Source organism: Arthrobacter rhamnosi, from assembly GCF_054510855.1.
Map to the genome: position 1 here is coordinate 374743 of NZ_JBTNDT010000001.1, position 12311 is coordinate 387053.

Annotated in this window: 10 protein-coding genes; 4 read left to right on the forward strand and 6 right to left on the reverse strand. The window is 71.4% G+C overall.

The window, feature by feature from the left end; genetic code table 11:
• Nucleotides 1-62 precede the first annotated feature (62 nt).
• Both ACX80I_RS01860 and ACX80I_RS01865 read left to right on the forward strand, forming a co-directional pair.
• Complete coding sequence (locus tag ACX80I_RS01860) at nt 63-860, forward strand: alpha/beta fold hydrolase (RefSeq protein ID WP_459343472.1); 798 nt, start codon at nt 63-65, stop codon at nt 858-860.
• Between the two features lie 135 nt (nt 861-995).
• Nucleotides 996-1967, forward strand: a complete 972-nt coding sequence (locus ACX80I_RS01865) for a serine/threonine-protein kinase (RefSeq protein WP_459343473.1) — start codon at nt 996-998, stop codon at nt 1965-1967.
• An 88-nt stretch (nt 1968-2055) separates the two neighbouring features.
• Here ACX80I_RS01865 and ACX80I_RS01870 read toward each other — a convergent pair whose 3' ends face one another.
• The 5 genes from ACX80I_RS01870 to ACX80I_RS01890 form a co-directional block, all read right to left on the reverse strand.
• A complete protein-coding gene (locus tag ACX80I_RS01870; protein WP_459343474.1) occupies nt 2056-2220 on the reverse strand; it encodes a hypothetical protein in 165 nt (54 codons plus the stop codon).
• Between the two features lie 87 nt (nt 2221-2307).
• Nucleotides 2308-3621 carry an MFS transporter gene (locus ACX80I_RS01875; RefSeq protein WP_459343475.1) on the reverse strand — a complete coding sequence of 438 codons (1314 nt, stop codon included), beginning with the start codon at nt 3619-3621 and terminating at the stop codon, nt 2308-2310.
• A 70-nt stretch (nt 3622-3691) separates the two neighbouring features.
• On the reverse strand, nt 3692-6745 hold the full coding sequence (locus ACX80I_RS01880; RefSeq protein ID WP_459343476.1) for an AAA family ATPase: 3054 nt from the start codon (nt 6743-6745) through the stop codon (nt 3692-3694).
• A gap of 9 nt (nt 6746-6754) precedes the next feature.
• Nucleotides 6755-7918, reverse strand: coding sequence for an exonuclease SbcCD subunit D (locus ACX80I_RS01885; protein ID WP_459343477.1), 1164 nt, complete (start codon nt 7916-7918; stop codon nt 6755-6757).
• A 65-nt stretch (nt 7919-7983) separates the two neighbouring features.
• Entirely contained in the window at nt 7984-8946 is a 963-nt protein-coding gene (locus ACX80I_RS01890) for an aquaporin (RefSeq protein ID WP_459343478.1), read from the reverse strand.
• A gap of 169 nt (nt 8947-9115) precedes the next feature.
• Between ACX80I_RS01890 and ACX80I_RS01895 the strand changes: the two genes are divergently transcribed.
• On the forward strand, nt 9116-10222 hold the full coding sequence (locus ACX80I_RS01895) for an ADP-ribosylglycohydrolase family protein (protein WP_459343479.1): 1107 nt from the start codon (nt 9116-9118) through the stop codon (nt 10220-10222).
• Between the two features lie 92 nt (nt 10223-10314).
• Complete coding sequence (locus ACX80I_RS01900) at nt 10315-11232, forward strand: SDR family NAD(P)-dependent oxidoreductase (protein WP_459343480.1); 918 nt, start codon at nt 10315-10317, stop codon at nt 11230-11232.
• A 12-nt stretch (nt 11233-11244) separates the two neighbouring features.
• On the opposite strand, the gene ACX80I_RS01905 is transcribed toward ACX80I_RS01900, so the two are convergent.
• A complete protein-coding gene (locus ACX80I_RS01905; protein WP_459311004.1) occupies nt 11245-12237 on the reverse strand; it encodes an exonuclease domain-containing protein in 993 nt (330 codons plus the stop codon).
• Nucleotides 12238-12311: the final 74 nt, after the last annotated feature.

The following is a 12311-nucleotide window of genomic DNA, read 5'->3' on the forward strand; positions in this document are numbered from 1 at the left end:
AGGCCGCGCGGCGGAGATGTGTTCAACGGTGCACATGTCTCTGCCGCCCTTACGATGGGGGCATGGACCACCACGCCGTACATCCGGTCGAGGGCGTCGACCCCCACCTGGCCATCACGCGCAGCGACCCGGACTCGCCCCGCCCCCTCCCGCCGATCCTTCTGCTGCACGGCTTCGGCTCCTCGTCCCGCCGCAACTGGATGGACTCGGGCTGGGTCCGGTTCCTCAACGACGCCGGCCGGAGTGTGATCATGGTGGACCTCCCGGCCCACGGGGACAGCGCGGCTCCCGAGGACGCGGGCGCCTACGCGCCGAGCCGCATGCGGGCGGACATCCTCCAGGCACTGTTCGACGAGCGGGTCGTTCCTCTCCGCGACGGCGACCGGGCCTCCGGCGTCGACATCATCGGTTACTCCCTCGGGTCGCGCCTGGCCTGGGAGTTCGCTGCCACGCAGCCCGAGATCGTCCGCCGGATGGTGCTCGGAGGGCCGGGCACGGCCGATCCCCTTGCCGCCTTCGACCTGGAAGGCGCGGAGCGCTTCCTCGCCGGCGGCCCCGCGTCGAGTGACCCGACCACCATGGACCTGCTGCGCATGGCACAGGCCGGCCCGGAGACGAACCTTCCGGCACTCCTCGCGATGGTCTCGGCCATCAAGACGGAACCTTTCGACCCGCAGGGCGCCGTACCCAGGATGCCGCTGCTGCTCGTCGCCGGAGACCAGGACGAGTACACGCAGGGCATCCGGGACCTCGCGGCCTGGGCTCCCGGCGCCGAGATCGCGACGCTGCCGGGCAGGACCCATGCGAACGCGGTGACGTCCCGGATCTTCAAGGAGGCGGCGCTCGCGTTCCTCGCCTGAGGGTGCCCCGGAAGGGATCGGCCCCGCGCGGCGGGCGCTGGACGCTGCGAACGTCACGTTATACTGGGAACTGATCAGCAGCCTTATCAGGCTCCGTGATGATCGACACCCACAACCTGTAGCGGGAGGACACGCATGGATGTGCTCCTTGCTGACCGGTATCAGACCACCGAGCTCCTCGGGGTCGGCGGTGCCGCATCGGTGTACCGCGCGGTGGACAGGAATCTCGGGCGCGATGTCGCGGTCAAGATCTTCAACCCCACGACGTCGGACGATGACAACTACCGGCGCCAGCACACCGAGACGATGCTGCTGTCCACCCTGAACCACCCCGGCCTCGTGACGCTGCATGATGCGGGAATTCACGAGGACGAGGAAGGCCGGACCACGGGCTTCCTGGTGATGGAACTCGTGGACGGGGAGGATCTCCGACACCTGCTGAAGCGCGGCGCGCTTCCCGCGGAGGGTGTCGCCCAGCTGGGTGCGGACCTGGCCGACGCCCTGGCCTACATCCACGCCGAAGGTGTCGTCCATCGCGACGTCAAGCCGGCCAACATCCTCATGTTCCACAGCGGGGACAACGGCACGCGCCTCTATCCGAAACTGACGGACTTCGGCATCGCCCGCATGGTGGATGCCACCATGGCGACGGCGGTCGGAGCGACGATCGGTACCGCGAACTACCTCAGCCCGGAGCAGGCCAAGGGCGATCCGCTGAATGAGCGCAGTGACATCTATTCACTCGGCCTCGTGCTCCTCGAGTGCCTGACCGGCGAGAAGGCCTTCCCCGGCCCGATCGTCGAGGCAGCGCTGGCGCGGCTGCTGCGCGATCCGGACGTGCCCGACTCGCTCGGACCGGACTGGAGCGACCTCCTGCGGCGGATGACAGCCAGGGACCCCGCTCGCAGGCCCCACGCCCATGACGTCGCCCTGCAGCTCCGGAGCTACGCGGACGAACAGTTCGATGCGCATCCGGTGACGCAGGACCCGACGCGGGTGACCGGATCAGCGGCCGGGACCGACGAGACCGAGATCGTCACCGGTGGCGTGTTCACGGGCAATGTGCGCATCCCCGAACCGCCGGATCACGCCCCCAGCATCAGCTGATGCTCGCCGGGCCGGTGGCCCGAACAGCGCTGTCCCGCCGGGACGTACCCGACGGGACAGCATCCGGACTGCTGCGGGTCCGCGCTGCCTAGGACCCGCCGTCGTCGTCGCTGTCTTCCTCCGGCTCGAAGTTGCTCGCCTCGTCCATCGCACCCGCGGCCACTCCGTCGTCACTCACCGGGATCGTGCCGTCGGGGCCCAATCCCTGCGACGTGCCATCAGCGTCCTCGTGCTTGGTGCCTTCGGTGCTCATGCGCCCTCCTCCATCTCGGATGTCATTCGATCCTATGCTCGGTCCAGGGGAATTGACAGCCGACTGATGATGTCCGGTCGGCGACCGTCAGGCCGTGTCGCCGCGCTGCAGGGCAACGGCGGACACCGCTCCGAGGACGAGCAGGACGACGGCGGCCGCAGCGGGGACCACCGCGGCTCCCGATGCACCGGAGGCCTCGGCGAGCGTGCCGGCACAAGCCGAACCGATGGCCGTCCCGGCGACGATCCCGCTCGCGAGGAGCGTCATGGCCGTGCCCAGCCGGTGCCCGGGAGCGACGGCGGACCCGATCGAGAAGATGGTGACCATCGTGGGACCGACGAAGACCCCGAGGACGAACAGCACTGCCAGCATGCCGGGAATCGAACCGGGCAGGACGAGCGCCGCGGCGACCGCTGCCATCCCTGCGGCGGACGCCATCCACCGACCCGTGTCCCGGAAGCGCCGGGACCAGTAGGCGACCGACAGGGCTGCACCTGCCGAGCTCAGACCCATGACGGCGTAGAGCAGGCCCGAGGATTCGGCGATGCCGAACTGTCCTGCGAAGGCCGTGAGGAACGTCTGCGTGGAGCCGAAGAACGTTCCGATGGCGATCATTCCCGCCACGGGCAGCAGGACCAGGACCGGACGGGGATCCCGCGACGCCGGGCTGCGCTCCTGCCCGTCCCCGGCCTCGGCAGCCGTCGATCCCGCATCGCTGAAGGCGACGGTCCTGTGGACGGCGAACGCGCTGACGAGGGTGAGAGTCAACGCCCCGGCCAGGACCAGCGGAAGCCAGGGGGCGATCAGGGCGGCCAGCAGGCCGACCAGTGCGGGGCCGAGGACGAAGGTCAGCTCGTCGGCCGTGCCCTCGTACGAGAGGGCCGTGTCCAGGGCGGACCGCGGGCTCCGGCGGGTCATCGCCATCCAGCGCACCCGAGCCAGTGGACCGATCTGCGGGCAGGTGAAGCCCGTGCCGAAGGACGCTGCGAGGACGAGGGCGAGGGCACCGCCGGTGAAGCGTCCACTCGTCAGGGTCACCAGCAGGAGAGCGGCGATGGCGAGGGTGTTGAGGATCGCCGAGACGAGCAGCACGATCCGCTGCCCGCGCTTGTCGGCGAGGAAACCGAGCAGCGGCGCACCGAGCGCAGAGCCGAGACCGACCGCTCCGGCCGCGAAACCGCCGGCTGCGTAGGAACCGCTCGCTGCGGTGACGAGCGTCAGGGCTCCGACGGTGAGCATCGCGAGCGGAAGCCGCGCGAAGAGACCGATGATCAGGAAGGAGGTGCCCGCGAGCTGCGGGAGGACCCCGAACCTGCCGAGGCGGGACCGTTCAGGGCGGCCGGCCGGGGGATTTGGGGCCGGGGAGGATTCCGGCGGGGCCGGGACGGGATTCGTGTACATACGCTTTCCGGGTGCATCGAACGCGCATCGTCCCCCCTCCCGATGCGCCCGACCCGGTAACCCGACGATTTTACACGCTGGCGGGCTGCTCCACATAGCGGAGGCTGGAGCCCTGGCGGCCCTTCACGACCTGCAGTTGTGCGCTCACGCGCTGCTTCAGTTCGGGTACGTGGCTGACCAGCCCCACCACGCGCCCGCCGCTCCGCAGGCCCTCGAGCGCATCCATGACCTGCTCGAGCGCCTGGTCGTCCAGCGACCCGAATCCTTCGTCGACGAAGAGGGTCTCGATGTCGAGGCCGCCCGCTTCCTGCTGCACCACGTCGGCGAGTCCGAGGGCGAGCGCGAGGGACGCCATGAAGGACTCCCCGCCGGACAGCGTCGAGGTGTCCCTCCGGTTTCCCGTCCAGCCGTCGATCACGTTCAGGCCGAGGCCAGAACGCTTGTTGCCCGCGGTGGCGTCGCTGTGCACCAGCGCATACCGGCCGTCGGACATCTGCAGCAGCCGCTCGGTGGCAGCAGCGGCCACCTGCTCGAGGCGCGAGGCGAGGACGTAGGTGGCGAGGGACATCTTGTACAGGTTCTCCCCTCCCCCGCGGGCTGTGTCCGCCACGGCCGCGGCGAGCCGCGCCCGGTCGCGCACCGGCGCGATCTCCTGCTCGAGCTGCGCGAGTTGGAGCGCGTACCCCTCGAGCTGTGCAACCGAGTGTCCGAGCACCTCGGCGCTGACACCGGCCCGCTGTGCACGCCCCCGGAGCTCGTCGGCGGCAGCACCGGCGACGCGTTCGTCCTCGTCGGAGGGCGGCTCGACGCCGTCCTGCTCCTCGCGCAGGCCTTCCCGGACACGGTCGTCGTCCCACGCAGCGTCGAGACGGTGTCCGCGGACCTCATGGTCCTTCACCTCCTGCACGATGCGTGCATGGCGGTCGTCCGGCAGGAGCGCGGCGCGTGCCTCGTCCGCCGACGCGAACGGGGTGTCGAGCAGCGCCTCCTCGACGCGCCGCCGGTTGTCCTCGTGGCGTGCCGATGCCTGCACGAGGGCATCGAGGGCATCGCGGACCGCCTCGAAGTCGTCGTAGGCCTGCTGCACCTCCTCGATGCGCGCTCCCAGCGACGGCGCGGCCGCCTGCAGTCCGGAGAGCCGCAGCGCGAGCACTCGGTCCTGGTCCAGCAGCGAGAGCCGTCGCGAGTCGGCCGCGGTACGTTCCTCGCGCAGGGAGTTCCACTCCGCGCGCGTCCGCTCCTCCTCCTCGGTGGCACGGCGCAGGCGCTCCTCGACGGCTACGCACTCGGCGTGCGCTGCCTCGGCATCCTCCAGCCTGCCGCGTGCCGCCCGCGTCGACGCGGCTGCCTCCTCCGGGGCCAGCTCCCCACCGCGGGCAGCGAGTTCCGCCGCCTCGAGGCGCGCCCGGTCCCGCGCCTCCCGGGCCTCGTGCAGCGCCCGTTCGGCGTCCGCCTGCAGCCGGCGTGCAGCCTGTTCCTCGTCCAGGGTGATCCGATCGCCGCCCGGGGACGTCACCGGGGCCGGATGCTCGGCGCTGCCGCACACCGGGCACGGCCGGCCGTCCACCAGTTGTTCGGCGAGTTCCTCCGCAGCCTGCTCGAGCCGGAGCTGCAGTTTGGCGAGCCACTCCTCCTTCAGCGCCAGGAAACGCTCCGACGCCACGGCGTGCTCCGCATCGGCTGCGGCACGGCGCTTCTCGGACGCACGGTACTGCTGAACCGTCTCCTCCGCGGCGACTGCTGCAGCAAGGTCTGCGCGCAGGTGCGCGAGGCCGTCCGCTGCCTCACGCAGGGACACCAGGCCCTCCGCATCGGCGATGCGCCGGCGTTGCAGGACGCTGATGGTCTCGCCGGCGCGCTCGATCCGTTCGTCGAGGGCGGCGACGTCCGTGGTCCGGGCATCGAGCTCGGCCCGGACGTCGAGCAGTCGCTGCTCGTCGGGCAGCGCCGCACGGAGGACTCCCAGCGCGGACGAGGACGCCGCACAACCGCTGCTCAGCACGTCACGCGGTACCTCGTCCTGGGAATCGAGGCCGGCGTCGAGGTACTCGGCGGATGCGGTGTTGTCCTGCAGGCGGCGAAGGGCCTTCCCGTACCGGGCGCGGGCGCCGTCGACCGCTGCGGCTCCCTCGTCCTCCAGGCGGAGCAGGGCAGCGAGCCCCGTCGCCTGGTCGTGGCGGCCGGCCAGCTCCACCAGCCGCGCGATCTCGTCCTCGCGGTGGTCATGGTCCTGCTGCTGCTTCCGCACCTCCGCGAGGGCTTCGGCGCGGCTCCGCCGCTGCCGCAGCGCCGCCAGCGAGCCGTCCGCGAGCGCGCTCCGCTCCGCGAGTTCGGTGCTCTCCAGCACTGCTGCGTCCCTGCGGTCCGTGAGGGCCGCGGTCAGTGCCTGCAGCGACGTCGCCCAGTCCTCGGAGGACTCCGGATCGATGCCGGTGTCCGCCGTCCCCAGGTCATGGCGGCCGGCCTCGTCGACCGCCCGCAGGAAGAGGTGCCGTTGCCTCGCCTCCTGCTCCGCGAGGCCCCGCGCCGCCCGCTGGCTCTCCTCGGCGAACAGTCTCTCGAGGTCCTCGAAGCGCGTCGTGGAGAACAGCCTCTGCAGGAGTTCCCGCCGTGGCTTCGCGTCCGCCCGCAGGAAGGCGGCGAACTCGCCCTGGGGCAGCATGACCACCTTGGTGAACTGTTCCTTATCCATGCCGAGCAAGGACTGCAGTTCGAGACCGGCCTCGTCGTTGCGTGCGGACTTCTGCACCCACTCGGTCCCGATCCGTTCGCTCAGGAGGGTGCGTGCCTGTTCGGTGGTGGTGCCACTCCCCCGCCGCGCGGGCCTGTCCCAGGCGGGGGACCGCACGACGCGGAAGCGGCGCTCCGCTACGGAGAACTCGAGGGCGACCTCCGGTGCTACGGATTCAGCCGCATGATCGCTGCGGAGCCTCTTGGCCGCCTGGCGCGCGCCCGGGACCGAGCCGTAGAGCGCGAAGCACACGGCGTCGAGCACGCTCGACTTCCCGGCCCCGGTGGGGCCGTTGAGGAGAAACAGCCCCTGGCTCGACAGCGCATCTAAGTCGACGCTCTGCCGGTCGGCGAACGGCCCGAAGGCCTGGATCTCGAGCTGGTGGAGTCTCATGGGCCGGTCCTAGCGTTCGTGGGCGAGGCTCAGGGCGGCGTCGACCGTCGACCGGACCAGGGCATGCTCCTCGGGTGAGGCCTTCCGCCCGCGGACGTGTTCCAGGAAGCCGCAGCAGATGTCGGCATCGTCCCGGGCTTCGGCGATGCGCTGGCTGTACGTCCGGGTGTCCTCCCGGTTCCCGCCCTCCGGTGCGAAGGCGAGCACGAGGGTGTCGGGGAACCGGGTCCTCAGGCGCTCCATCGCGCGGGCCGGGCGCTCGCTGTCGGTGAGGGTGATGTGGCAGTACGCTGCCGTTGCCCAGTCGAGGTCCTCGCGGCTCAGCAGGTCCTCGAGCGTCCCGGCGAGGACGGCGAGCTCGCGCGGTGCCGGCCACTCCACGGCGCGGATCTTCTGCACCCCGTCGGCGGTCACCTCGAGGAGCCAGGCGCCCTTGTTCTGGTTCACCTCGGAGAAGGAGTACGCGAGGGGCGACCCGGAGTAGCGCACGGTGTCCGAGAGCTTCTGCCTGCCGTGCAGGTGCCCGAGGGCGCTGTAGTCGAACCCCTCGAAGAGGGAGAGCGGGACGGACCCCAGTCCGCCGATCGCGAGGTCACGCTCGCTGTCCGAGCCGGTCCCGCCGGCGGCGAAGGTGTGCGCCAGGACGATCGAGACGACCCGCCGATCCGCCCGCCGGTCGTCGAGGTCCTCGCGGATCCGGTCGAGGGCGGCGCGCGTCACGGCCGTGTGCGTGGTGCCGTCCGCCTTCAGGACCTCCGCGACGACGCGTGGCTCGAGGTAGGGCACGCCGTAGATCGCGAGTTCGGCATCCTCGCCGAGGGAGAAGGTCACCGGGGTGCCGATGTCCTCGATGCGCGTCCTGAGGTGGACTCCGCCGCGGGAGAGGATGCGTCCGCCGAAACCGAGCCGGGTCGCCGAGTCGTGGTTCCCGCTGCTGATGACCACGTGGGCACCCGCGACCGTCAGCCGGTCCAGCGCCTCGTCGAAGAGTGCGACGACGTCGACGGCGGGCAGCGCGCGGTCGTAGACGTCCCCGGCGACCACCACGACGTCGACGGCTTCCTCACGCACGGTCTTCTCGAGGTTGTCGAGGAAGATCCGCTGGGCATCGAGGGTGCCCGTCCCGTGGAAGGAGCGTCCCAGATGCCAGTCGGAGGTGTGGAGGATCCTCATGATTTTCACGCTACCGCCGCACGCCGACATTCTCTGGATCAGCGCGCGGCAGACCCCGAAATGGGCTAGCGCACCGGTCCGGACGTTCCGGAAGCATCGGGCGATGCTTCGCGCCCGTGCGATGCCGGCTGGTCGAAGAAGGATGGGGCATCACCGGAAGGCTGCTCGGCCGCGGCCGCCGGCCCGGTCTCCTGCCCGGTCTCCTGAGTGATCACGTCGCCGGAGGCGGGAGCCTCCCCCGCGAGGACCTGCGTGGAGGCGCGCGCGGGACGCCGGGTATCGACGCTGCGGAAGATCAGTCCCGCGATCAGCGCTCCGACGATCGGCGCGGCCCAGAACAGCCACAGCTGCTCGAGGGCCCAGGTCTCTGCGAAGATCGCCGAGGCCGCGGCCCGGACGGGATTGATGCCGCCGTTGGTGACGGGCAGGAGGAAGGAGAGCAGGCCGGCGTAGGTCAGGCCGACGGCGAACGGCGCGAGGTCGCGCCTCGCGCGGGGCGAGCCCGCCCCGAGGAACACGGCGACGAGGAGTGCCGACGCGACGACCTCGAGCAGGAAGGCGCTGGTCAGGGGGAACTGGGCGGCGGAGTGCTCGCCGAAACCGTTGGAGGCCGAACTGAAGAACCCCTGGATGTTGGTGAGCTGCGCGTTGGCGCTGAGCACCAGCCAGATCAGTCCCGAGGCGGCGACGGCTCCGAGTACCTGCGCCACGACGTACGGGGCCACCGACTTCCAGTCGGTCCGTCCGGCGACGGCGGAGCCCACGGTGATGGCCGGGTTGAAATGGCCTCCGGACACGTAGCCGAAGGCGATCATCGCGGCGACGACGGCGAAGCCGAAGACGAGCGCGGGCTGCAGGGCCGTCTCCGTGGCCAGCATCGTCGCGCCGAGCCCGGCGAGGATGACGAGGAACGAGCCGGTCCCCTCGGCGATCGAGCGTGCCGCGAGCCCGGGGGCACGCACCGCGTCGTCGTACGTGGTCGTGGAAGCGGTGTCTGCCGTCGCTCCGGCCGTCGTGGTGGGGGTCATGAGTACGCAATCCTTCGGTCGTGCCTGGGAGACTGTCCGGTGGTGCACCGGGCCGCCGACAAGCCTTCCATCCTAGCCTGCATGCCGGCTGGGAGGAGCAGTGCGCGGAGAAGCAGTGCGCGCGGAGAGCGGTGCCGGCGGGCGGGCAACCCCTCCCTAGACTGGAGAGGTGACGACTGACAGCAGCACCGGCTCCACTACCGACTCCAGCACCGGCTCCGGCACCGGGGACACCCCGGCGGACGTGTACGAGGACAGGGTCCTCGGCTGCCTCCTCGGCACGATGGCGGGTGACGCGTACGGCGTGCTCTATGCGGCGGGCGACGATCCGGCCGCCGCCCTCGACGACCCAGCAGCGATGGCCGTGTCCGCCGCGACCCAGCTCACCCTGTACACCGTCGACGGCCTCGTCGAGGCACTCGAGTGGGCGAACGACGGGGTCGCCGCCGACGAGACGGCGTGCCTGTGGCTCGCCTACCTCCGCTGGCTCGTGCGGCAGGGCGAGCACCTTCCACCCGCCGCACCTGCGCCGCCGGCGAGGTGGCTGGATCGACAGGACGACCTCCTGGCCGTGCACGACGCCGATGCCGACACCGTACGCGCCCTGCTCACCGGCGCGATGGGAACGCAGGCCCGGCCGCTGAATCCCGACGCCCAGGGACCCGGGGCGCTGATGCGATCGGCCCCGTTCGGCCTGGTCCCCCGCATCCCGGCGGGCATGGTCGAGCGCCTCACCGTCGATGCCGCTGCCCTGACGCACGGTTCCCCCGCCGCGAAGGGTACGGCAGCCCTGTTCAGCGGCATCATCCGTTCCCTCGCCATCGAGGGCCGCGACCTCGATGAGGCCGTTCGTGCCGTGCGCCGGGAGGAGAACCACCTGGCGAAGGAGGCGGGGCACGACGCCGCCGCGGGCGTCTCGGCCGGAGGCGCGGTACCGTCGCAGGCTGCCGGCGGGACGCCACCCGGTGGGACGACGGCCGGGGGAACAACGGCCGGGGGGACGACGGCGGCGGGAACCTTCGAGGCTGCCCTGCAGGCCGTGCGCGAGACCGCGGGCTCGTCCCCCGGGGAGCACCTGGCGGCAGCGCTGGCCCACGCCGCCGCCGCGGGCCGACCCGATGCGTCTCCCGTCATCACCGCGTCGCTCGCGGGAGGCATCGTCGGTGCGCTCCATGGCACTCCGGCCCTTCCACCCGCCTACCTGACCGCACCCGGGGTGACCGAGGTCGTCCGCACGATGGCGCGCACCCTGCTCGCCGCGACCACGGGCTCCTGACCCGGGCTCCCGAACACCGGCATACCGCCGCAGCCGGAACGGTGGGAATCGAGGGCGCGGCCGGGCCTCGGGGACGGCCTACGCTGGAGCCCATGTGGAATCCCGCCGACCTCCCCTTGCTGTCCGGCCGGCGCATCCTCGCGACGGGCGGCACCGCCGGGCTCGGCTACTTCGCCTGCGAACAGCTCGCCGGCGCCGGTGCGGCCGTTCTTCTGGCAGCGCGCAACGAGGACAGGGCACGGCGCGCCATCAGGGCCATCCGCAGCCGGTATCCCGAGGCCGACGTCACGTTCCAGCCCCTCGACCTGGCCGACCTGGCGTCGGTCCGGGCGGCCGCAGAAACGATCGCGGCGGGCCCACCCCTGTCCGGACTGCTCGCCAACGCAGGAGTGGTCGGATCGCCGCAGCGGCGTTCGACCGCGGACGGTTTCGAGTTGCAGTTCGGCACCAACCACCTGGGCCACTACGCTCTGATCGCACTCCTCCTGCCGGAGCTGAGCGCCGCCGGGACGAGGATCGTCCATCTCGGCAGCATCAGCCACCGCTGGGCGCGCCTGACGCCGTCGTCCCTCCAGCCGTCGTCGTACCGCAATGCGAGCGCCTACGCGACGTCGAAGCTCGCTGTGATGGCGTTCGGCTTCGAACTCGCGCGGCGCCTCCAACTGACCGGCAGCGCGGCGACGGGCGTGGTCGCCCATCCCGGCCTCGCCCTCGGCATGTTCACGCCGGATCGGCCCGGAGTCGCCACGCACAGGGAGGCACCCCGGTGGAGGCGGCGCGTGATGGAGCCGGTCGCACAGGGCAAGGACGACGGCGCCTGGCCGCTCGTGCGGGCGACGGTCGACCCCGACATCCCGAACGGGGCCTATTGCGGGCCCGACGGCTGGTTCCAGCTCAGGGGCCGCCCGGCGCTCGTGCCCGCGAAGTCCCATGCGCGCGAGAGCAACGCGGCGTCACGGCTCATCGACCTGTCGGCCGACCTCACCGGGATACGGCTCCGTTTCCCGTAGCCGGGCGAGCCGCTACTGGCTGTCGGCGGGCCACCGGCCGCCGGTCATCTGCAGGAACTCGGCCTCGGAGAGCACCTCGATCGCCTGGCCCCGCTCGTGGAGCTCCAGGACGCGGCGCGCCTTGCCGGTCACGCGCCCATTGCGCAGATCCGAGGCGACGAAGCCGTCGCCCACCACCAGTACGGTGGTCCGGCGGGTGACGGCACTCGCCGGCTGCGCTCCGAGGCTCGCGGCGCGTTCCTTCGCCTGCGGACGGGAGATGCCGAGGTTCCCGGTGAAGACGACGGTCTGCCCGTAGAGCGGATGCCGCGGATCCGCCTGCGCATTGGCATGCGGGTTCTCGCCCTCTTCCGGCCAGCCGGACCAGCCCGTCGGCGACGAGCCGCGCCCGAGCGCCGTCCGCGTCGCCTTCGACAGTTCGTCCACGCCCGGGGCGTACGGCTCCGCCCGCGACAGCGGGAGGTTGTGGCAACCGAGGGCGTCCTCCACGGTCGGCGCGTCGTACCGGCGGGCGATATCGATCATGATGCCGGCGCACGCACGCGCGTCCTCGACGGCGTCGTGGTGGTTCAGGAGCGGTACTCCCGCGGCCTCCGCGACGAACGGGAGCGAGTAGGAGGGCAGCGAGTAGCTCTTCCGAGCGAGCACGACGGTGCAGGCGTAGTCCCAAGCCGGACCCGCGAGCGCGGACACCTCGAGTGCGGACCGGATCACGCCGAGGTCGAAGGCCGCATTGTGCGCGACCAGGACATCCGATCCGATGAAGCCGCCGATCTCGGGAAACAGCTCGCCGAAGCGGGGGGCGTCCTCGACCATGCCTGAGGTGATGCCGTGGATGGCGATGTTGCGGGAGTCGAAGTGGTCGTGCCCTACGGGCGGACGCATCAGCCAGGATGCTTCCTCCACGATCCGGCCGTCCCTGACCTTGGTCAGCCCGACGGCGCACGGGGAGCCGCGAAAGCCATTCGCAGTCTCGAAGTCGATGGCCGTGAACGCTATTCCCACGTCTACCAGTTTACCGCCGCTCGTTGCATGCGTTCACGCAACGTTAACCGGGAACCCCGCGCGGCCCGGCGGCA

What these genes read in the sequence shown, in the direction of transcription:
- ACX80I_RS01860 (WP_459343472.1), top strand. Translation starts at nt 63, where the DNA reads ATGGACCACCACGCCGTACATCCGGTCGAGGGCGTCGACCCCCACCTG.
- ACX80I_RS01865 (WP_459343473.1), top strand. Translation starts at nt 996, where the DNA reads ATGGATGTGCTCCTTGCTGACCGGTATCAGACCACCGAGCTCCTCGGG.
- ACX80I_RS01870 (WP_459343474.1), bottom strand. Translation starts at nt 2,220, where the DNA reads ATGAGCACCGAAGGCACCAAGCACGAGGACGCTGATGGCACGTCGCAG.
- ACX80I_RS01875 (WP_459343475.1), bottom strand. Translation starts at nt 3,621, where the DNA reads ATGTACACGAATCCCGTCCCGGCCCCGCCGGAATCCTCCCCGGCCCCA.
- ACX80I_RS01880 (WP_459343476.1), bottom strand. Translation starts at nt 6,745, where the DNA reads ATGAGACTCCACCAGCTCGAGATCCAGGCCTTCGGGCCGTTCGCCGAC.
- ACX80I_RS01885 (WP_459343477.1), bottom strand. Translation starts at nt 7,918, where the DNA reads ATGAGGATCCTCCACACCTCCGACTGGCATCTGGGACGCTCCTTCCAC.
- ACX80I_RS01890 (WP_459343478.1), bottom strand. Translation starts at nt 8,946, where the DNA reads ATGACCCCCACCACGACGGCCGGAGCGACGGCAGACACCGCTTCCACG.
- ACX80I_RS01900 (WP_459343480.1), top strand. Translation starts at nt 10,315, where the DNA reads ATGTGGAATCCCGCCGACCTCCCCTTGCTGTCCGGCCGGCGCATCCTC.